This window comes from Pseudanabaena sp. FACHB-1998, assembly GCF_014696355.1.
Lineage (GTDB): Bacteria > Cyanobacteriota > Cyanobacteriia > Pseudanabaenales > Pseudanabaenaceae > Pseudanabaena.
The window spans coordinates 16,729-38,231 of the sequence record NZ_JACJQA010000008.1 but is presented as its reverse complement, the minus strand read 5'-3'; the positions used below and the strand labels follow the sequence as shown (position 1 = coordinate 38,231).

The 21,503-nt window shown below is 42.5% G+C and carries 14 protein-coding genes and 1 pseudogene; 9 read left to right on the top strand and 6 right to left on the bottom strand.

Annotated elements, in window-relative coordinates; translation table 11 throughout:
* Positions 1 to 15: 15 nt before the first annotated feature.
* Entirely contained in the window at positions 16 to 792 is a 777-nt protein-coding gene (locus tag H6F42_RS03990) for a methyltransferase (RefSeq protein WP_199288895.1), read from the bottom strand.
* A 1-nt stretch (position 793) separates the two neighbouring features.
* Here H6F42_RS03990 and H6F42_RS03985 point away from each other — a divergent pair, with 1 nt between their 5' ends.
* Together H6F42_RS03985 and H6F42_RS21800 are read left to right on the top strand one after the other, a co-directional pair.
* Entirely contained in the window at positions 794 to 1,582 is a 789-nt protein-coding gene (locus tag H6F42_RS03985) for a biotin--[acetyl-CoA-carboxylase] ligase (RefSeq protein ID WP_190398070.1), read from the top strand.
* A 19-nt stretch (positions 1,583 to 1,601) separates the two neighbouring features.
* Positions 1,602 to 2,633, top strand: coding sequence for a M23 family metallopeptidase (locus H6F42_RS21800; RefSeq protein ID WP_190398069.1), 1,032 nt, complete (start codon positions 1,602 to 1,604; stop codon positions 2,631 to 2,633).
* 71 nt (positions 2,634 to 2,704) lie between these two features.
* Here H6F42_RS21800 and H6F42_RS03975 read toward each other — a convergent pair whose 3' ends face one another.
* From H6F42_RS03975 to H6F42_RS03965, 3 genes are all read right to left on the bottom strand, one after another.
* A complete protein-coding gene (locus H6F42_RS03975) occupies positions 2,705 to 3,526 on the bottom strand; it encodes a response regulator (protein ID WP_206754999.1) in 822 nt (273 codons plus the stop codon).
* Between the two features lie 101 nt (positions 3,527 to 3,627).
* The gene (locus H6F42_RS03970) at positions 3,628 to 6,123 is read right to left on the bottom strand and encodes an ATP-binding protein (protein WP_242018318.1); all 2,496 of its coding nucleotides are present in this window, start codon (positions 6,121 to 6,123) and stop codon (positions 3,628 to 3,630) included.
* Positions 6,107 to 8,050 carry an ABC-F family ATP-binding cassette domain-containing protein gene (locus tag H6F42_RS03965; RefSeq protein WP_190398068.1) on the bottom strand — a complete coding sequence of 648 codons (1,944 nt, stop codon included), beginning with the start codon at positions 8,048 to 8,050 and terminating at the stop codon, positions 6,107 to 6,109. Before H6F42_RS03965 ends, H6F42_RS03970 begins: the two co-directional genes overlap by 17 nt.
* Positions 8,051 to 8,571: 521 nt before the next feature.
* Here H6F42_RS03965 and H6F42_RS03960 point away from each other — a divergent pair.
* Both H6F42_RS03960 and H6F42_RS03955 read left to right on the top strand, forming a co-directional pair.
* The gene (locus H6F42_RS03960) at positions 8,572 to 9,597 is read left to right on the top strand and encodes a glycosyltransferase (protein WP_190398067.1); all 1,026 of its coding nucleotides are present in this window, start codon (positions 8,572 to 8,574) and stop codon (positions 9,595 to 9,597) included.
* Between the two features lie 17 nt (positions 9,598 to 9,614).
* Positions 9,615 to 12,281 (top strand): EAL domain-containing protein, encoded by a 2,667-nt coding sequence (locus H6F42_RS03955; protein WP_190398066.1) that lies wholly within the window; start codon positions 9,615 to 9,617, stop codon positions 12,279 to 12,281.
* Positions 12,282 to 12,287: 6 nt separating this feature from the next.
* Here the strand turns inward: H6F42_RS03955 and H6F42_RS03950 are convergent.
* Positions 12,288 to 13,088 (bottom strand): annotated as a pseudogene (locus H6F42_RS03950) (thiazole synthase); the annotation flags it as partial.
* Positions 13,089 to 13,401: 313 nt separating this feature from the next.
* Here H6F42_RS03950 and H6F42_RS03945 point away from each other — a divergent pair.
* Positions 13,402 to 14,349 (top strand): F0F1 ATP synthase subunit gamma, encoded by a 948-nt coding sequence (locus H6F42_RS03945; protein ID WP_190398064.1) that lies wholly within the window; start codon positions 13,402 to 13,404, stop codon positions 14,347 to 14,349.
* Between the two features lie 85 nt (positions 14,350 to 14,434).
* Here H6F42_RS03945 and H6F42_RS03940 read toward each other — a convergent pair whose 3' ends face one another.
* Positions 14,435 to 14,734: an HU family DNA-binding protein gene (locus H6F42_RS03940; protein ID WP_190398063.1), complete on the bottom strand. Its 300-nt coding sequence runs from the start codon at positions 14,732 to 14,734 to the stop codon at positions 14,435 to 14,437.
* Between the two features lie 674 nt (positions 14,735 to 15,408).
* On the opposite strand from H6F42_RS03940, the gene H6F42_RS03935 reads away from it, so the two are divergent.
* The 4 genes from H6F42_RS03935 (at position 15,409) to H6F42_RS03920 (ending at position 21,458) form a co-directional block, all read left to right on the top strand.
* The gene (locus H6F42_RS03935; RefSeq protein WP_190398062.1) at positions 15,409 to 16,482 is read left to right on the top strand and encodes an EamA family transporter; all 1,074 of its coding nucleotides are present in this window, start codon (positions 15,409 to 15,411) and stop codon (positions 16,480 to 16,482) included.
* Between the two features lie 84 nt (positions 16,483 to 16,566).
* Positions 16,567 to 17,640 carry a glycosyl transferase gene (locus H6F42_RS03930; protein ID WP_190398061.1) on the top strand — a complete coding sequence of 358 codons (1,074 nt, stop codon included), beginning with the start codon at positions 16,567 to 16,569 and terminating at the stop codon, positions 17,638 to 17,640.
* Positions 17,641 to 17,783: 143 nt separating this feature from the next.
* Positions 17,784 to 20,459, top strand: coding sequence for an EAL domain-containing protein (locus tag H6F42_RS03925; RefSeq protein ID WP_190398060.1), 2,676 nt, complete (start codon positions 17,784 to 17,786; stop codon positions 20,457 to 20,459).
* A 75-nt stretch (positions 20,460 to 20,534) separates the two neighbouring features.
* Positions 20,535 to 21,458 (top strand): pentapeptide repeat-containing protein, encoded by a 924-nt coding sequence (locus H6F42_RS03920; RefSeq protein ID WP_190398059.1) that lies wholly within the window; start codon positions 20,535 to 20,537, stop codon positions 21,456 to 21,458.
* Positions 21,459 to 21,503 lie beyond the last annotated feature (45 nt).

Sequence of the window (21,503 nt, the reverse complement as noted above, 5' to 3'; positions counted from 1 at the left end):
GAGGCTGGGGGGTGGTCACATATTGAGATAAAAGTCTTTGACTAGGGCAATGTAATCGGCAGTATAAATATGTTTGCTTTCTTCAATTGTAATTTGACTTTCCTGTAGAAGATGGCGATCTTTTTTTAGTTCTTTTTTTAGTTCTTTTTTTAATTCTAATAAAATGCGTTTAACGGAATTTTGGAGATTCGGCTTTACATACAACTTGCGATCGCCAAATAAATTAAAAGCCTCCGCCTTACTCATAAACATATTGGCTAAATCCGTGGGATAAACCACCGCTAAAAGGCCGCTAGGCTTAAGTAATTTCTGAGCAATTTGTAAAATATCGCTTTGCAAAAGGCTGTCACTATGCCGCGCAAGGGTTCTTGCCTGATACGGCGCTTTATAAGACTTTTCAAAAAATGGCGGATTAGAAATAATCAGATCATATTGATAATTTTGATGTTCGGTCACAGGCAGAGCATCAAAATTATCTTTAGCAAAGTCTTGAATGCTGCTGTGATAAACTTTGAGGCGATCGCCCCAAGGTGAATTATGGACATTCTCTAAGGCTTGTGCATAGGCAAAATCATCAATTTCCACCGCATCAATAAGCGCTGATCTTGATCGCTGAGCCAACATCAAAGCGAGTAAGCCCGTACCCGTACCAATATCTAAAACTCGTCCCTTCTCAGGAACCCTAACCCAAGCGCCTAATAAAATGCTGTCGGTTCCGACTTTCATGGCGCATTTGTCCTGATTGACCGCAAATTGTTTAAAGTGAAAAGTAGATTTTTGATGACGAGGCATAATGCAACTTTCTGAGAATAATCAACAAACTAATCAACAAAAGCAACCAACCCATCAAATGTTTTCGGTATTTCGCTATGAAGAAATCGACTCCACCAATAGCGAAGCTTGGCGGCTGATTGATCGCCAGCCGCAGCCTAATCTGGGAAATACCGTAATTATTGCCAAGCGTCAAACTAAAGGACGTGGGCAAAGGGGACATAGTTGGCAATCGGACTTAGGCGGCTTATTTATGTCTGTCATTTTACAGCCCCAATTAGCGGCAGCGAATGCTCACCAAATTACGATGGGGACAGCTTGGGGCATCGCCAAGGCGCTCAATGAGACGGGAGTAAATGTGCAGCTAAAGTGGCTGAATGATTTGTTGATCGATCGCCGAAAAGTAGGCGGCATCCTCACCGAGACAAGGATTGAGGCTAACCAAATTCGCTATGCTGTCGTGGGCATTGGGATCAACTGGACAAATGAAGTCCCCAAAGGGGCGATCGCTCTGGGCGAATTACCCACCACCTTATCCAGTATGGATGAATTGATCGAAGTTGTCTTAAAAGGAGTACAAATGTGGCAGATGCGTAGCAAAGATGACGACATGATCGAGATTTTAACGGAATATTTAGAAATGCTGAGCGATCGCACTGTGTATAGAACAGGGCATAAAACCATTGATAGTCGGGAACTTCAAGGTCAAATAATCGACATTAGACCAACAGGCGAACTGGTAGTAAGATGGGAGGGCAATTGCCAAGACGCGATCTATCAGCCTCAAACCTTTTCTGTCGGCTATCAGTAGACTCACCACTATGCGAAATATGCGAAAATCCACAATCTCTACCCTTACCTTAGCTACTCTGCTTTGCGTCTCCTCAAATAACTATGCTTTGGTTGGCTCAGCATACGCCGCGTCTAAGTCAGCTATTTCCCCCGATATCAATCTCGCGCAACCCATTTCTCCCGCTGTGCAATCGCAACCAGCGATCGCGCCCATCCAAAATGACCTCAGGGAAATCAAAGCGCCCGAAGTTCCCATTGATAACTCCGCCGACAATCGCGAAGGTATCCAAATCAAAGTGGAATCTAATTCTAATATTGTCTTGCCTACGCGATCGGAACCTACTCCGCAAATATCCGAACCCGTGGAAGTTGTCTTAGAAAATCGTTCCACTGGTTGCAAGTTTAAGGCAAGCAGCATGTTGGAGCGGGATAGCGATTATTGCAATCCAACTGTGGCAGTTAGTCGCGATCGCCAACAGAACTATTCTCAAAGCAATTATCAAGGCGAAAACGTTCTATATGCTGCCTCTTCTGGAGAAACTGCCCTACAGGTGCGCCGCCTCACTCCCCAAGAAATTGCTGCCATGAGCTTGCCTAGCAATGGCGATAAGCAAATGCTATTCCCTTTGATTTCACCATCCATCGTCAGTTCAATTTTTGGTAGTCGCGTGCATCCCGTGACAGGGCAAGTGCGCTTTCACCAAGGAACCGATCTCGCGGCTGCGGAAGGAACTCCCGTCGTCGCGGCCTTTAGCGGGCGTGTGGAAATTGCAGGCTGGCTCGGTGGTTATGGCTTAATCGTGGTGATCTCCCACGGTGATACCCATGAAACCCGCTATGCTCACCTCTCGGAGGTATTGGTCAAGGCGGGAGAAGAAGTCAAGCAAGGCACAGTTATCGGCTTAGTCGGTAGTACTGGCTTAGCGACTGGTCCTCATCTCCATTTTGAGCTATGGCGCAAGATGAAGGAGGGCATGGTGGCGATCGATCCTACGCCGCAGTTGATATTGGCAATGGAACAGTTGCAAAAATATCTCGCTCAATCGCCTAAGTCTAGTAACAAAGCCTAAAATCAATTCAAAGGCGGCGCAATGCGCCGCCTTTGAATTGACTTTAAAGCACCTATCGCGGTCAAATCAAGCTACTTGTCTGGCATATGTCGCAAAGTCACCGTGAAGCCATCACCCAATTTTATGGCAATCAATTGATACCAACCGCTAGGTTCCGCTTCATAGAAGATCTCTTCTTGGAGAGTGCTATTAGCCTCGACTACATTAATTAATTTTTGAAATAGCGCAGGATTAACCCGTTCTAAAAATTTCCTGAGTACTAATCTACCGATCAAATCCTCCCGACTGCGATCGAACAATTTGGCAATCACAGGATTAACCACAACACAGCGAAAATCCACAATATCCCCTGTCGTCGGATCGCGAACTGATTGGGTTGCGGCAATTCCGTCGGACACACTATTCAGCACACTAGTAACTAAAGCCCGTGACTGATATAGCATCTCCTCCGTTTCTTTATGCCGCGCGATCGCATCTTGCAGAGCCCGTTTTTGGCGTTGAATGGTCAGTTGATTTTCTAAGCGGACAACCACCTCTTCACTCTGAAAAGGCTTAGAAATATAATCAACCCCACCCGACCAAAAAGCCTTCACCTTATCAAACACATCATCTAAAGCACTAATAAAAATGACAGGAATATCCTTTAAATCTTCATCGGCTTTTAGAGCTTGACAAACTTGATAACCGTCCATATCAGGCATCTTAATATCTAATAAGATTAAGTCGGGACGTTTGACTTTAACCGTTTTGAGAGCCATTTTCCCGCTAGTCACGCTACGCACACTGTAGCCAAGGCTAATGAGAAGGTCACTAAGTAGTTGTAAGTTTTCTGGTAAATCATCTACTAGCAGAATATTACCCGTCATTATTTCAAGCGAAGGATTGTAGCTCATGAATTAAGAATCTGTCGTGAATTGAACTAGTATGGAAGCGCATTTTAGATAAATACAAAATAAAGCGAATAATAGGGTAGACATTTGGTGCTTTGGTATAATTACTCACTACCCAGAGGGGAGGATGTTGAAGAAATAAGAGGTTCGACTAAATCAATTAATTTCTCGAATTGAAAGTTACGGGCTAGCTTAGTAAGCGATCGCGCCAAGAAAACCTCTTTTTCGGGAATTTCTTCGATCAGTTGCATAACTAAGTTCTTATCTGCTTCTAGGGACGACTCGTATAATTGTACGATCCATTCATTCGACATGATCCTTAAATTCTCAGATATTAAAGGTAGATCCAATTTAGAATCTAATTCATTAGCCAGACTAGGTGTTTTTTCATAAACATACAGCACCCCTAAATGTTTGGCTAAGGTATCAAAAATTATCTGCTCGCTAAACGGCTTCCGAATAAAATCATCACAACCCGCCGATCGCACGATCGCTTTCTCCTCTTCTAAAACACTGGCCGTTAAAGCAATAATTGCCGTAGCACTACCTTTAGTTGTGGATTTAATATATTTAGTCGCCTCATAGCCATCCATTACAGGCATTCGCATATCCATCCAAATTAAGTGGGGTTCCCATTGATCCCAGATCGCGATCGCTTCCTGTCCATTACTCGCCTCTTGTACTTCAAATCCCATGGGTCGTAATAACTTAACTAATAATTGGCAATTAACAGGTTTATCATCAACTACCAAGATTCTATAGGTTGCTTGATTGGGCGCAAGCGCCAAAGCGCGTCTTTTGGGTTTGGTTTCCTGCTCTGCTTCCTTGCCTAACTGAGCCTGAATCTGAAATTGAAAAGTAGTACCTTTACCTAATTCACTGCTCGCCGAAATATTACCCCCCATCAACTGCACAAACTTTTGACTAATGGCTAATCCTAGTCCAGTTCCCTCTTGCTTCTCACGTCCTGCCTGAGCCTGTGTAAAGGAAGTAAACAAATTAGCGAGTTCTTCCTCCGCAATCCCCACGCCCGTATCGCTCACCCTAAAATCGAGAATATATTCCTGTTCGGAAATACTGGCATTGCTCAGGTTTAATAAAATGGAACCCGATCCCGTAAACTTAATCGCATTTCCGATCAAATTAATTAAGACCTGCCGTAACTTCAAGGCATCGGTGCAGATATACTGCGGCACATTCTCTTCACGCTCAATTACGAGATTTAATCCTGCATTTGCCGCCCTTAGTTGCAGCATATCTTCTACATCGTCGATTAGATGATATAGATCGAAATTTTGAGCATTGAGAGTGGTTTTACCAGCTTCGATTTTCGATAAATCGAGAATGTTATTAATCAAGGTTAAGAGATACTCACCACTTCGATAAATAATGCTGGCATTTTCATAATGCTCAATGGGCAAATTTGTAGTTCGTAGCATCAGTTGCGAGAAGCCAATTACTGCATTTAAAGGCGATCGCAATTCATGGCTCATGTTGGCAATAAATACACTTTTGGCTTGATTGGCGGCTTCTGCTTTGGCGGCAAGTTGCCTTGATTTTGCTTCACTTTGCTGGAGTTCTTGAGTTCGTTCGACCACCCTTTGTTCTAGGTCAATGTTAGATCTCTGTAAACGAAGATTAGCTCGATCATTTTCCGCCACGATCGCCAACACCGACATGGTCGTAATTGCTATCACGCCCATAAATATTTGCAGTAATAGAACTGAGTTCCCATTGACTTGCGGCTTATAAAAAACTCCAATGGAATTTGCCGTGGCAATTGTAGCGGTCATGGAGACCAGCATTACTATCGTAGTAGTGAATTTAGAGCCAAAGCGAAAGGCTGACCAAAGTAAGGGCGGCAAAAGTAGATACTCGATGGGTTGACTCTTGTAAAAAGCCAGATAAGCAACAATAGTTAGCCCCGATAAAACCGCCCATACTTCCCAATTTAGCCAAGACTTGATCTTAGAATCCTTAGGCGATCGCACCCAAGTAAAAACTAAGGGCGCAAAAAGTAAAATACTAATGGCATCCCCAATCCACCAATTAAAAAACACACTTGGCAAATCAGTCCAAACCTTACTCATAAAAGAAACGTAGGAGAGAATACCGATGCTTGCTTGAAATATCACGCCAGTAAAGATGGCACATAGGGAAAACATGACCACATGACGAACTTGGCGAATGGGGTAGTCCGTGCGGGTAAATTTTAAAATTAGCGAGACTGTAATCAAAGCTCCAATTGTGGAACCAATACTTGCACCTAAAGGCGGCAGGATGACCGTAAATCCTCGCCTATGTAAGTTATAGAGAAATGTCCCTAAAAAAACCCCAAACCATCGCGATCGCCCCCAGACTAGTAATAATCCGACAATAATTCCTGCTCCTGGCCAGAGAGGAGAGGGAGTAACAGGATTTTTGGGTATCCCATTAACCACGCTCCAAGATACTGCAAAATAAACCACAATTATGAGTGTGATTTCGAGCCACCAGCGAGGATTTTTGAAATCTAGTCCAAATTCCGCTAGGTTTCGGTTTGATTTAGCTATTAGGGGGGGATTGATCATGGCAAATTGAGGACTAAATCCGTTCAGCAAGTTCTAGCCAACGCTCGGTTGAAGTATCGATCGCTTGGGTGAGTTCCGCAAGACGGCTCGCCATTTTTTGCAGTTCGGCATGACCATTGGGGGGATTGTGATAGAGCTTTTTCTCAATTTGAGATTTTTCCTCTTCCAATTTTGGAATTTTGGCTTCTAGTTCCTCATACTCGCGCTTCTCTTTATAAGAAAGTTGTGAAGCTTTTTTTACTTCGGGTTTGGGTTTGGGCGGTTCAGGCAAAGATGTGGCTGCATTAGATTTTTGATCCTTGGCAACCTTATTAGCTTGATCCTTGGCTTCGCTCGATTCCTTGTCAGCTTCGTCCTTTTTATATTCCAAATAGACAGAATAATTGCCGGGGTATAGACGCACTTCGCCAGCAGGCTCAAAGGAGAAAACCATGTCCACAGTCCGATCTAGAAAATAGCGATCGTGGGAAACCACAATCACACAACCATTAAAATCCTCTAGATATTCTTCTAAAACCGCAAGAGTCTGCACATCAAGATCATTAGTCGGTTCGTCTAAGATCAAGACATTGGGCGCTTCCATTAGGACTTTCAGCAAAAATAAGCGGCGCTTCTCTCCCCCCGAAAGTTTGCTAATGGGTGCATATTGCTGATTGGGAGGAAAGAGAAATCTCTCTAGCATTTGCGAAGCGGTGATGATGCTGCCATCGGCAGTTTTTACCAGTTCCGAGACATCCTTGAGGTAGTCAATTACTCTTTGGTTGCCATGCTCGAGCAGGTCATCAGAATGTTGATCGAAGTAGCCAAAATGAATCGTCGTACCGATTTCCACGGTTCCTGCATCGGGCTGTAAGCGTCCGATGATCATATTCATCAGGGTGGATTTACCTGCGCCATTGCTGCCAATGATGCCAATGCGGTCTTCGGGGGTGAAGTTATAGGAAAAGTCTTTAATTAAGGTGCGATCGCCATAGGATTTGGTAATGCGATCGAGTTCGACGACTTTTTTGCCAATACGTCGCCCCGATGTGGTGATATCAACCTTGGCATTAGCTTGCTTAAATTCAGTCGCTTGCAACGCATGGGCGCGATCGATCCGCGCTTTTTGCTTAGTGCTTCTTGCCTTGGGACCTTTTTTCAGCCATTCCAATTCACGGCGTAGGAGTCCTGCGTGCTTGCGTTGGGTGCTGAGGGCGGAGTCTTCAGCTTCCGCCTTTTTCTCTAGATAATAGGAATAATTGCCTGAATAGGAATACAAATCGCCGCGATCAATTTCAATAATGCGGTTAGTAACTTTATCTAGGAAATAGCGATCGTGGGTAATCAGTAATAATGCGCCACGATAGCGATTGAGGTAGCTTTGCAACCATTCCACGGAGAGAGCGTCGAGATGGTTAGTCGGCTCGTCCATTAATAAAACATCGGGCGCAGAGAGCAGTGCCGAAGCGATCGCAATACGTTTACGATATCCTCCAGACAGGCTACCAATTTTAGCCTCAAGGTCATCAATGCCTAATTTGGTTAATACGATTTTGGCATTAGTTTCTAAGTCCCAAGCCCCTGTTTGATCCATTCTTTCAGTTACGCTCGATAGTTGCGCTAAGAGCCGATTTTGATCGCCATGTCCGTGGGACAACTTATCGGAAATTTCTTCATATTCCTTGACTAGAGCCATCTGCTCACCACTATCGGCAAATACCTGCTCTAAAACGGTTAATTCTTCGTTGAGATCGGGTTGTTGCGGTAAATAGATGATCTTGGCACTAGAGTTAACCCATAATTCGCCCCCATCACTCGACTCTAAGCCCGCAATCATTTTCAGTAAGGTGGATTTTCCTGAGCCATTTGTGCCGATTAGTCCGACTTTATCGCCTTCATCAAGGCTAAAGCTAGCATCCTTGAGTATTTCCTTGATGCCAAAATCTTTTTTAAGCGATCGCAGTGTAAAAAGTGCCATGCCTTGCCGTTGCCTTATCTATGATGATGATCTAATGTCTTAGTTTAGCGCTATTTTCATAATATATTTTTTGAAAAGCTTGCATAGTAAGCTTTTCAAAAAATATATTGAGGTCTGTCGGTGAAGATTTTGAAAGCTAAAGAAACTCTTAAAATGCTTGCTTAGCAAGCATTTTAAGAGTTTCTTTAGCTTTGAAGAAAGCGCAAAGCACTGTAGGCTGAAAAACCTCTAGAATGAGAAGGCAGAGATTAAGATCCCCAACTTTTGCTTTGCCATCACCGACTTGTTCTGTCAGTCACCCAAAAAATTGGCGTTAATATACTTGACGCACTTTACAAATTCTTACCCCCCTCAGTCCCCCCTTGGAAGGGGGGAAGTCTGAGTTCTCCCCCTTCCAAGGGGGAGTTAGAGGGGGTTCTAGATATTTGGTGTGTCAAGTATATGAATGCCAAAAAATTGAGGATCTGTGCGTCTACAATTTTTTCTGCTGATCTACTTATCAAAGATTTAAAGACTAATTGATGAGAAAACTATACTTTTTATTACCAGGAACTACTGACAAATTTGCCTGTGGGGGATTATGGGCGGAGTTAAAAACTCTGCAATTAGTTCAACAAGTTTGTCCTGCGGAAGTAGTTACCTATCGCCAAAGAGAAAAGGGGCATCTCTGGCTAGATGATCTTTTGCAATCTGATGATAACTTTCGCGCCTTAGATGATGTCATTTTTGTGATGAGTTGGGGGTTTGATGTGGCTAAGCTTGCCCCAAAATTAAAATCACTCAACGCAATATATCATGCCCATAGTGCGGGCTATGGCTTTAACTTACCTGCGAGTGTGCCAATTATTACGGTCAGTCGTAATACTCTGGGCTATTGGGGACAGCGATCGCCCCATTCCTTGCTTTACTATTTACCCAATGAAATTTCACCGAAGTTTGTCAATCGGCAACCTGACCAATGGGGCGATCGCGATATTGATGTGCTGGTTCAAGCCCGTAAGTCCTCCAGTTATTTGATGCATCAATTAATTCCCGCCTTGCAAAAAAAATGCCGAGTGGAAGTAATTGATCGCTATGTTGAAGATTTAGAAGCCTTATTTAATCGCGCAAAAGTCTATCTATACGACTCCGCCGAATATTGGGCGGTGCAGGGTGTGAGCGAGGGGTTTGGGCTACAGCCGATGGAAGCTCTCGCCTGTGGTTGTCAAGTTTTTTCTAGCGTTAATCATGGTTTATCTGATTATTTAGATCCCGCCTTTAACTGCTACAAAATTGCAGGATATTCTCAAGAATTTGATGTCCAACGCGTTCTTAAGGTGCTTGACAATGACCCGAAATTATCACTATCCCCCTCAGTTTTAGCTGAATATCGTTCTGAGCATATTATTCAACGATTATGGGTGATTTTAGAGGATTTAAATACTTTTTTCGACCACAGGCAATTGTATCCTAAGGATATCCCTGATTTAGGTTACCGTCGTATTATCAAAATGCGATCGCAGAAATTGCTAACTAAATTAAAAAAACTGTTTAATTCACTGAAATGAGCTAATACTGCTGGATCATGAATGAGTTAGAGATTTTGCAACAGAAGATTACAGAGCTAGAAGCTAAAAACCTCTCCTTGAGAGAACAATTAGCCCAAGTTTCTGCTGATCGTTTTAGAAGATTTAAGTCTGAATTTTTAATTGCCAATTTATCTCAAAACTTAGTTGAAAATATTCAAACAGGAATTATTGTTCATGATACTGATACAAAAATTTTATTTGCCAATCCCACGGCAGCAAAACTTTTAGGAATCATTCAATCAGAACTCGAAGGCAAAGATATTAATGACCCTAGTTGGAATTTTTATCATGGCGATGGTCAGTGGATGCCTCTAGAAGATTTTCCTGTTAACAAAATATTACGGGAGAGAAAGGTTCTTAAAAATTATGAATTGGGTTTATATCGCCCACCCACCAATGATTTTGTCTGGGCGCTGATTAATGCCTATCCTGAGTTTGACAAAAGAGGAGACATCGCTCGCATAGTTGTGACTTTCGTGGATATTAGCAATCTTAAAAAAACAGAGATCGCCTTGCGGGAGAGCGAACAGCGTTACGCGACTCTAGCCGCCGAACTCGAGCAAACTCGCAATTTTTTACAAAATATCATCGATCATTTGCCTGTAGCTGTATTTGTTAAAGATGCCAGAACCGATCATTTCGGAGAAATGTTACTGTGGAATCGCACCAGCGAGGTGATGTTTGGGGTGTCTGCAAAAGAGGCGATTGGCAAAACCGTATATTGTCATTTCCCTAAAGAGCAAGCAGATTTCTTTTATCAAAAAGACCTAGAAGCTTTTGTTAATAAATTACCTGAAAATATTCCCGAAGAACCGATTGATAGTCATAGTTTGGGGCGAAGAATTTTACATACAGTTAAAGTTCCTCTGTATGACCAAGAGGAACAACCTCAATATTTACTCTGTTTTTCGGAAGATGTTACAGAACGCAAGTTAGCCGAACTGGCTTTAAAGGAAAGCGAAGAAAGATTTCGGCAAATGGCCGAAAACATCCATGAAATATTTTGGATGATGGAAGCCTATTCTCAAAAAATTATTTATATTAATCCCGCCTATGAATCCATTTCAGGACGTTCCTGCGCTAGTCTGTATGAAGATCCGCAATCATTTATCAATATTATCCATATCGAAGATCGGGATATGGTAGCGGCGGCTCATCAAAAAAATCATCAAACAGGATGGGGGCTAGAATACCGCATCGTCCGACCAAATGGAGATATTCGCTGGATTTTTGAAAGTGCCGTACCTGTTCTTAATTCAGAGGGAACTTTACAGAGTATCGTGGGCATCGGGCAAGATATTACAGAACGGAAATCAACCGAACAAGAGTTGGTCTATCAAGCATTTCATGATAGTTTGACTAACCTTCCTAATCGCTTACTATTTACCGATCGCTTAGAAATGTCGCTGAAAAGAACCAAGCGATTTCAAGATCATACCTTTGCAGTTCTATTTATTGATTTAGATCGCTTTAAGGTGATCAATGATAGCTTGGGACATTTAATCGGCGATCGCCTCTTAATTGAAATCGCCGATATTCTCAAAAAATCCGTGCGTTCCTTTGATACGGTAGCGAGATTAGGAGGGGATGAGTTTACGATTTTACTAGATGAAATCAGTGGTACTCAAGAAGCTGTTGAAGTTGCTGAGCGCATCCATTTGCAGCTAAAGAAGGAACTAGCGATCGATGGCTATAAAATTTTAACGAGCGCTAGCATTGGCATCGTTGTCGGCTCTAATAATTACGAAAGCGCAGGCGATTTGCTTCGGGATGCCGATATTGCCATGTATCGAGCCAAAGATCAGGGAAGAGCCTGTTATGAAATATTCGATCAAGCCATGTATGACTCCGCCCTCAGTCGTTTACAAATTGAAAATGAATTGCGGAAGGCGATCGAAAAAACCGAATTTGTGGTTTTCTATGAACCGATAATCTCTCTTAAATCTATGAATCTCTGTGGATTTGAAGCTCTAGTGCGTTGGAAACATCCCGAAAAAGGATTACTAGCTGCGGGAGAATTTATACCCATTTGCGAAGAGCTAGGACTCATCATTCCGCTAGGGAAATGGGTATTACAGAGCGCTTGTCGTCAAATCAAATTATGGTTAGAAAAGTTCCCAATTGCCAAGGAGCTTACAATCAATGTCAACTTATCTGGTAAGCAGTTACAAGATCCAGATATTATTCGCGTTATTGATGATATTTTGCAGGAAACAGAAATCTCTACCTCTAATCTCAACTTAGAAATTACTGAAACGATCCTCATTGAAAATACAGAAATTGCGATTAGGGTATTTCAACAATTAAGAGCTAGACATATTCATTTGAGTCTGGATGATTTTGGTACAGGATTTTCTTCGCTAAGCTATCTCCAAAGATTCCCTGTCAATACTATTAAAATCGATCGCTCATTTATTAGTCATATGAACAGTAAAGAAATTAATAGCGATCGCAATATTGAGATCGTTAAAGCAATTATTGCCCTCGCCCATGCCATGAACATCAAAGTAATTGCCGAGGGCATCGAGAAGAAAGAACAAATCATCCAACTACAGGCTTGGGATTGTGATTTTGCACAGGGTTACTATTTTGCGCGATCGCTTAGTGCCGAAGCAGCTTCGGATTTGCTAGGAAAAGCGGCGCAAAGCGCCGTCTTTTCCTAGATTTACTTAATTTACTAATCCTGTTAAGGGCGAACTAGCGCTAGCATAGGCTTTGACAGGGATGCGACCAGAGAGATAGGCAGTACGCCCCGCTTCACAAGCCATCCCCATGGCTCGCCCCATCGCTACAGGATTATTCGCACAGGCGATCGCCGTATTAATTAACAAAGCATCTGCGCCTAGCTCCATCGCCGCCGCCGCCTCGCTGGGTACACCGATTCCTGCATCGACCACTACAGGCACTTTGGCTTCTTCGATGATGATCCGAATATTTGCGGCATTGTTAATTCCTTGACCCGAACCAATGGGCGAACCAAGAGGCATTACCGTCACACAACCGATTTCTTCAAGGGTTTTCGCCAATCTGGGGTCAGCATTAATATAGGGGAGTACTGCAAAGCCTTCTTTCACTAATTGTTCAGCAGCTTTACAAGTGCCAAGGGGATCGGGCAGTAGGTATTTAAGATCGGGAATAACTTCGAGCTTCACAAAATTATTATCTTCCTGTCCCAAGATCTTTGCCATCTCGCGCCCCAGCCTTGCCACACGCACAGCTTCGTCGGCAGTTTGGCAGCCTGCGGTGTTGGGCAGTAGCCAATATTTGCTCCAGTCGATCGCCTCGGCAAGCCCCTCATGCCCCGCCGCATTAGTTTGCACACGCCGCACTGCCACAGTGACGATCTCGCAACCACTCGCCGCGATCGCCTGACGCATGATCTCAAAGTTGGTATATTTGCCTGAGCCAGTCATTAAACGCGATCGGAACTTACGCCCCGCTATTTCGAGAAGATCGTCCGATGACTGAGCAGGATCAGAAATTTGGTTGTTTATTGTAAAAAAAGGCGAAGAAGCGACCATATCAAGGTGTTAAAAAATTATTTGTGGGTCTTTAATAAACAACAGGCTTAAGCCTGTTGTTTATTAAAGAGATCAATTTCAAGGATATACAACAGTTTGCAGTTTGAAGGTGCAATTTTTTATTAAGATAATCAAGATACTTTAGTGTCTTTTGTAATATCCCAGATTTTCCGTAGGCAATGGGCTTAGGTGCATTGTTTCGCGAAAACAGTTAATTCTAAATTTTCCCTAGTATTCCCATAGCAAGTAGCAATTTAGTTTCATGGCTAACCTCAAATCTATCCGCGATCGCATCGGCACTGTTAAGAATACTCGCAAGATCACTGAAGCAATGCGTCTCGTCGCCGCCGCAAAGGTCAGACGCGCTCAGCAGCAAGTTTTAGCAACCCGCCCTTTTGCCGATCGCTTAGCACAAGTTCTCTACCGTCTCCAGCAGCGCATCACCTTCGAGGATGTCAGTCTGCCTTTACTCGATAAGCGTCCTGTAAAAACCGTTGGTCTTCTGGTCATTTCAGGCGATCGCGGGCTTTGTGGTGGCTATAACTCAACGATTATCCGTCGCGCCGAAGCTCGCGCTAAGGAATTAAAGGAACAAGGTATTAATTACACCTTTATCTTGGTCGGTCGTAAGGCGGCTCAATACTTTGCCCGTCGCGATCAACCCATCGCCGCAAAGTTTACGAACTTAAATCAAATTCCTAACGCTGCTGAAGCCAATGCGATCGGCGATGAAATTACCTCAGCATTTTTGGCTGGTGTAATTGATCGCGTTGAGTTGATTTATACCCGCTTTGTCTCTTTAATTAGCTCTCGTCCTGCTGTCCAGACACTGCTGCCCCTTGAACCTCAAGGGTTAGAACCAAAAGATGACGAGATTTTCCGTCTGATTACTCGTAGCGGTAAGTTACAAGTCGAAATGGAAAAGCGCGAAATCACTATTAAAGAACTGCCTAAGGAATTGATTTTTGAGCAAAATCCCGAGCAAATTCTGGATGCATTGCTACCTCTTTACCTCAGCAACCAAATCCTCCGCGCCTTGCAAGAGTCTATTGCTAGCGAACTGGCTTCGCGGATGACGGCGATGAGTAATGCGACGGAGAATGCTGGCGATCTGATTAAGTCGCTTACTTTGCAGTACAACAAAGCCCGTCAAGCCGCAATTACTCAAGAAATTCTGGAAGTTGTCGGTGGCGCCGCCGCCTTGACTTAAACAAAAAAGGCGGCGCATTGCGCCGCCTTTTTTATCGAAAACCAACAAAAAAGGACAGGCAGTACCTGTCCTTTTTTATGAAGAATTAGTCAGAAGGAGGGCTGACTTGTTCTTTGAAAGACTTACCAGCAGAGAAAGCTGGAACCTTGGTGGCAGGGATTTCCATCTTTTCGCCAGTCTTAGGGTTGCGACCTTCGCGAGCTTTGCGATCGCGAGCTTCAAATGAGCCGAAGCCAACCAAAGTTACTTTGTCTCCGCCAGCTACAGTATCGATGATTACTTCAAGGGTTGCTGAGAGAATTTCGTCGGCAGTCTTTTTGTTGACTGATACGCCTTTCTCAGCAGCTTTTTTAGCAATAGCATCAACTAGTTCACCTTTGTTCATAGGGTTCCCCTTTTATGAGTATGTATTTAATGTCATAGTAAGGATTGTGCGATCGCATTTTGCGAAACCTGCACTGACCATGACTTCTGATTGATCATTCTAATAGCAACTTGCCACTTGTGTATATACACAACCTTTAATTTATATGGATTTGAGCAGTTTTTTTTAATTACTTATTGCCTTAATTCTTCTCTCAATGCTTGAAACCTTTTCTGGGTAAGGCTTTTGGGGATTCATCGCTTTGCTAAATTAGTGTAACGCATACAGGGTAAGCACTTCACAAAAGTTCAAGATAAAAGGGATATTTCCCCAAAATAGAGTCGCGGATCTAAATCAATGAGAAGAATAGGTGTTGCGGGGCAAAGCTCCCCCACACCTATTCTTCTCAAAAATAGCTTTAAAAGTAAAAAAGCTATGCTTTTTTACTTCAGTCTTATAGCAGTGGTCACTTGCATTAGGACAAATCACAAATCCAGAAGCGCCGCAACTCGCTTCTGGATTAAGAATAGCGACATCTATGACAATGCAAAGCTCCGCACGAAGAAGGTATTAATTGAACAAATTGCGTTCAAAAGTTTAGTATTAATATTGGTTAATACTTCTTAGCATTCGTAAAATCTCCAATTCGCAATGCTTGCACCATTCCAGAAAATTAGCTTATAGGCTCTCCAAATATGCAGTCATCCCCATCAGCTAGTACCCCTGAGCTAACTCGTCAGTCACCCCTAATTATTGCGCCCTTTTTTCTTTGGGGAACTGCAATGGTCGTGATGAAAGCTCTATTACCTCAAACTAGTCCCATGTTTATGGCAGCGATCCGATTGATTCCCGCAGGGCTGCTATTGATTGGGGGCGGTATATATTTGGGAAGACCTCAACCTAAAAATTGGCAGGCTTGGTTATGGATTAGCGTATTTGCCATAGTTGATGGGGCGATGTTTCAAGGCTTTCTAGCACAGGGATTAGTGCGAACTAATGCAGGGCTTGGCTCATTATTAATCGACTCACAGCCCTTAGCAGTAGCCGTATTAGCCGCAATTCTTTACAAAGAAAAAATCGGTCTTGGGGCAACCTTGGGTCTACTTGTGGGCGTAATTGGCATTGGCTTAATTGGGTTACCCGCAGAATTAATGGCATCGTTACTATCTGGCGACTTTGCCACAATTTTAGAGGCAGGCGTATTTACCACGGGGGAATGGTTTATGCTCGGTGCTTCCTTATCCATGGCGATCGGGACAATTTTGATTCGTCCCGTAGTGCGCTATGCCGATCCAGTGATGGCAACAGGTTGGCACATGATTATTGGCGGATTGCCTTTATTGCTGATTTCGATGCAGACCGAGCAGCAACAATGGCAAGGCTTAAATGCGTGGGGATGGCTAGGTATGGCATATATGGCGATTATGGGTAGCGCGATCGCCTATGGATTATTTTTCTATTTTGCCTCATCGGGCAGCTTGACCACTCTTAGTGCTTTGACCTTCTCGACTCCCGTATTTGCCTTGATGTTTAGCAGTCTCTTTTTGGGTGAAAACTTAACCTTAGTGCAATGGATCGGCGTAATTTTGACCGTAACTAGTATTTATCTTGTCAGTGTGCGCGAGTCAGGACAAGATAGTAGTGAAGAGAGTCCAGACTCTGTTGACAACGCAGTAACCAATATTTTGCCTCAAGCCGAGCAAGTCGCGGTCAGTGCATCTTTGCCAGTTTTGCAACAACCTGTAAATGAATCGATAACCCGCGATTGACCTAACCTTCCCTCATGAGTTAAAAGCTTTATTCAGTCAAACTTTTAACCCATGAGGGGATATTCCTAATTTGAAAGATATTCTATGCCCACTTTATATACAGCAATTACCAATCATGGATTTGGTCACGCCACCCGCACAGCAACCGTCTTAGCTGAACTCCAAAAGCGATCGCCTGAAGTCAAATTGATCATTGCCACAACGGCTCCAAGGTGGCTATTGGAAGAATATATCGAAGGAGACTTTGTTTACCATCCGCGTGTATTTGATGTGGGCGTAGTCCAAATTGATAGTTTGCAAGTTGATCGCGAAGCGACGCTAGATGCATGGAAACAAATCTACTATCAGCAATCTGACTTAATCGAGCGTGAAGTTAAGTTTTTGCAAGAGCATAAAGTAGATTTAATTCTGGGAGACATTCCCCCCATGGTTGCGGAAATTGCTAAGACAGCCCATATTCCCTGCTGGATGGCGGGTAACTTTGGTTGGGATTTTATCTACCGTGATTGGGGTGGCAAATTTATTGATTTAGCCGATCGCTTATCCGAAACCTACAGCCATTGTGATCATCTTTTTCGACTCCCTTTTGCCGAGTCGATGAGCGCATTTTCCCATATTCAAGATGTAGGACTAACAGGTGCAAGACCGAAATATGCGCCTGAATATATTCGCCATAAATTTAATTTAGCGAGCGATCGCCCTACGGCTCTACTTACCTTTGGTGGACTAAGTTTGCAGTCAATTCCCTATCAAAATTTGGCAAATTACGCTGATTGGCAATTTATTACTTTTGATCGCAATGCTCCTGACTTACCCAATCTCACCAAAGCTAACTGCGATCGCCTCCGTCCTGTCGATCTCATGGTCGTATGCGATCGCATGATTACGAAGCCGGGGTACGGCACATTAGCAGAAGCCTTGCGAGTTGGGCTTCCTGTGATTTGCCTAACCCGTGAAGGATTTTTAGAAGCAGAAACTCTGATTGCGGGCGTAAAAAATTATTCAAAGCATCTAATTATTTCGCCACAGGAGTTTTATGAAGGTGATTGGTCATTTCTGAATTCCCCCTTTCAAGCACCAGATTTAGTCGAGGCAAAACAACTAAATATGCATGGCGAAGAAACCATCACCCAAGCAATTTTGGATTATTTCAATTAATAGATAGGATTGCTAGATATGTTTTGCTGCGATATACGAGATTTTACCTAAAAATATATTTTCCAGATAATTAGATTATGAGGCGATCGCATTGGTTAAAGCACTTTTTGATTAATACACACAATGCGAACTCTCGTAACGCTATGGGAGCCTTATTACTTGTTCCCATATGCATAATTATTAGTTCATTTTTTTTACATATTCCTGTTGGATTTTCAAGTCAATTACCAGTAGAGAATTTATTCGATTCATCGCCAATTATCAATCTTAATGATCACCATTTCTCTTATGACTTAAGCAAGCATTTAAGATTTTTAGAAGATAAAAATAGTGATTTAACGATTGAACAAGTTAGTAGTTCCGAGTTTAATAAGCAATTTCAACCTAGCAAAATTGATCCGCCTAACTTTGGTTACACAGCATCAACCTATTGGGCAAGATTGCAGGTAAAAAACCTTAGCGATCGCGATACAGAATGGATTCTCTCCATCGAACATCCCCATCTTGACCATATTTCTCTCTATGTAACTGATTCTCAGGACAAATGGACAGTTAAAACTACGGGGGTACTATATCCATTTTCTGCACGGGAAATTCGCGATCGACTACCTGCATTTCCTATTCGTTTGGCAGGTCATCTTAGTCAAAACCTTTATTTACGCTTTCAAAGCGAAACTCCCATAATTGCAAAAGCCTATTTGCGAAGTCCGACCAACTTTTGGCAATACCGAACCGATCAAAATATCTGGTTGGGATTGATCATCGGAATTTTGGCGTTTGCCATTCTTTACAATTTGTTTTTATTTGCAGTCTTGAGAGAACAAGTTTATCTGTATTACGGCTTTTTTGTATTGGGAATATTATTAGCTTTTATTAGTTACGATGGCATTGGCAAGCAATATCTATGGCAAGACTGGATTTGGGGGAGTAAATATTGTTCTCCACTTATGCTGGTTTTTGGTTTGACCAGCCTTCTGGAGGCAGCCAGCCTCTTTTTAGAAGCTCAAACTCAACACCCAAGATGGTACTACCTGTTGCGAGTGCATCAAGCACTGCTAATAATAATATGTTTTAGCTTTTTAGTATTACCCTACCAATTAGTATCGCTAATCGGAATAATCGTATGCGTATCTGGATGTAGTTGCGCTTTTATTTTAGGGATTATCTCTCTTTTAAAAGGCTATAAACCTGCTCTCTATTATTTACTGTCATTTTCTAGTTTTCTACTAGGGATTGTGACCCATTTATTATCGATAATTGCCATCATTCCTCCCTATGAATGGATTAAAGATATCTACCGCATCGGTATGGTTGTATTTGTGGTCTCATTGGCTCTAGTCCTTGCAGATCGGATTAACTTTTTAAAATTGGAAAAATTTAGAGAACAAAAATTAGCGCTCAGAGAAAAAGAGAAACTAAATCAAAGTTTGCAGCGATCGCAAGAGCAATTATTAGAAAGGGAAAAACAACTTGAATATGATGTGCTTCATGATGCCCTCACAGGTTTAGCCAACCGTACTTGGTTAACACAGCGTTTGCAAGATCTGCTCCAACAGCAACAGAAATTTGCGATTCTCTTTATCGATCTCGATCGCTTTAAAGTAATCAACGATAGTTTGGGTCATCTTGTTGGAGATGAATTACTCAGACAAGCCAGTAAACGAATGCAGTTGATTTTGCCAGATTTCGGCACATTAACTAGATTTGGCGGCGATGAATTTGTGATTTTAGTGCAGGAATATATCGATCTTGACAGGCTTACAGAACTTGCCGATCTTCTGCAAATTCAATTACAACTACCTTTCAATCTCCATAATTATGAACTCTTTATCAGTGCCAGTTTAGGAATTACTTTAGCCACTGAAGAATATACCCAACCCGATGAAATTTTGAGAGATGCAGATCTGGCGATGTATCAGGCAAAGCAAAAAGGTAGAGGTCGCTATGAACTATTCACTCAAAGCGATCACACTGCTGCCATGACCAGATTAAATCTAGAACGCGATCTGCGTTATGCCTTAGACAAACATGAATTCTATTTAATGTATCAACCGATTGTGGCTTTGCAAACGCAGCAAATCTGTGGATTTGAAGCCCTCGTGCGCTGGAAAAATAGGGCAGGGCAGCAGATCTCTCCCGAAAAATTTATTCCCATCACTGAAGAAACGGGCTTAATCAATTCCCTAGGTTGGTGGATTATGGAAGCGGCTTGTCAGCAAACGCAAATCTGGAATCAGCAATTAAATAATCCAAATAATACGAATTTATCGATCAATAATTTATCGATCAATAATTTATCAATCAATATAAATGTATCGCCAATTCAACTGCGTCAATTTGATTTTGTAAAAACTCTCAAACAAATATTGATGGAAACTGGTTTACCAAATCATTGTCTCAAACTAGAAATTACCGAAAGCTGTCTCCTAGAAAATATCGACTCTGACACCAATCTACTAAAGGATCTCAAAGACTTGGGTATCCAATTATGTATCGATGACTTTGGAACTGGCTATTCTTCTCTCAGTCGCTTACATGATTTACCCATCGACACTCTCAAAATCGATCAATCATTTGTTAAACGCATCGGTTCAAAATCAGATAGCACCGTCATCATCGAGACGATTATCTCCCTATCGCAAAGCTTAAACATACATACTGTCGCTGAAGGAATCGAAACGCGATCGCAACTAGACAAATTAATCGCGATCGGCTGTAATTTTGGTCAGGGTTATCTTTTCTCTAGACCATGCGATCTCGAAGCAGCTTATAAACTCTTGCAAAATGGCTTAACATTTGCACCAGATTGCAAACTTTAACTTGGAACTTTTGATACACTGGGGATCGATTGACAGCGTAAAATCAAAATCTCTGTCGCTGTGGAATCGACAAACATGCAAATCGATCAATGCTACAAGCTTCTAGGTTTGACCCCTAGCGCGACTTTAGAAGATATTAACAAAGCTTACAAAGCGCTTGCTCTGCAATGGCATCCCGATCGCCTTCCTCGAGAGAATGTACAGCTACAACTACAGGCTCAGGAAAAACTTAAAGAAATTAATCACGCAAGGGACAGCTTACGCAAGGAAGCCGAGCAAAAATCTTCAACTAACTACTCGACCCAGTCCTCTCGATATTCGTCTCAACAAACTACCCAACCTAAAAACAACCAATATCACCAACATCAAACAAAATATCAAAGCAAATATCAAAGTGCCTATCGCCGCAAGACCTCAGATCAACCATCCGAATCATCTTCAGATGGTTATTCTGATAGATACCGTTCTCATCAATCTCAAACTCATCAGTCGCAAACTAATAAGTCGCAAACCTATCAGTCTTACAATTCTGAGCAATCTCATCAGCAACCCAATTACCAGCAAGCATATCAATCTCCAAACTATGCTCAGTCGTCTCAGCGATCGACTCACGATACCTCCGCGTCTACTAACAACGATCTAGTAGGAGCAGATTTTAGGGGTGCAAATCTCCGTGAAAAATATCTTGAAGGCAGAAATTTAAGTAACGCAAATCTCAGTAATGCCGATTTGAGTGACGCATTTTTGCACCGTGTTAATTTTCAAGGTGCAAACCTTCAGGGTGCGAAACTATTCAGAGCTAATCTTTTTCAAGCAAATTTGCAAAATGCCGATCTGCGAGGAGCTAACTTAATTGGAGCTGACTTAAGCGGAGCCGATTTAAGAGGTGCAAATTTGGCAGGAGCCAAGGTCGGCTTTGGCGAAAAAATCATGGTTAAGTTAACCAATGTTAAGCTCACTGGCGCGATCATGCCCAATGGCTTTATGTATGTGGATTGAAAACCAAACAAATAAGGGCGACGCAAAGCGTCGCCCTTATTTGTT

What these genes read in the sequence shown, in the direction of transcription:
- H6F42_RS03990 (WP_199288895.1), bottom strand. Translation starts at nt 792, where the DNA reads ATGCCTCGTCATCAAAAATCTACTTTTCACTTTAAACAATTTGCGGTC.
- H6F42_RS03935 (WP_190398062.1), top strand. Translation starts at nt 15,409, where the DNA reads ATGCAGTCATCCCCATCAGCTAGTACCCCTGAGCTAACTCGTCAGTCA.
- H6F42_RS03930 (WP_190398061.1), top strand. Translation starts at nt 16,567, where the DNA reads ATGCCCACTTTATATACAGCAATTACCAATCATGGATTTGGTCACGCC.
- H6F42_RS03975 (WP_206754999.1), bottom strand. Translation starts at nt 3,526, where the DNA reads ATGAGCTACAATCCTTCGCTTGAAATAATGACGGGTAATATTCTGCTA.
- H6F42_RS21800 (WP_190398069.1), top strand. Translation starts at nt 1,602, where the DNA reads ATGCGAAAATCCACAATCTCTACCCTTACCTTAGCTACTCTGCTTTGC.
- H6F42_RS03945 (WP_190398064.1), top strand. Translation starts at nt 13,402, where the DNA reads ATGGCTAACCTCAAATCTATCCGCGATCGCATCGGCACTGTTAAGAAT.
- H6F42_RS03955 (WP_190398066.1), top strand. Translation starts at nt 9,615, where the DNA reads ATGAATGAGTTAGAGATTTTGCAACAGAAGATTACAGAGCTAGAAGCT.
- H6F42_RS03965 (WP_190398068.1), bottom strand. Translation starts at nt 8,050, where the DNA reads ATGGCACTTTTTACACTGCGATCGCTTAAAAAAGATTTTGGCATCAAG.
- H6F42_RS03940 (WP_190398063.1), bottom strand. Translation starts at nt 14,734, where the DNA reads ATGAACAAAGGTGAACTAGTTGATGCTATTGCTAAAAAAGCTGCTGAG.
- H6F42_RS03920 (WP_190398059.1), top strand. Translation starts at nt 20,535, where the DNA reads ATGCAAATCGATCAATGCTACAAGCTTCTAGGTTTGACCCCTAGCGCG.
- H6F42_RS03985 (WP_190398070.1), top strand. Translation starts at nt 794, where the DNA reads ATGCAACTTTCTGAGAATAATCAACAAACTAATCAACAAAAGCAACCA.
- H6F42_RS03925 (WP_190398060.1), top strand. Translation starts at nt 17,784, where the DNA reads ATGGGAGCCTTATTACTTGTTCCCATATGCATAATTATTAGTTCATTT.
- H6F42_RS03960 (WP_190398067.1), top strand. Translation starts at nt 8,572, where the DNA reads ATGAGAAAACTATACTTTTTATTACCAGGAACTACTGACAAATTTGCC.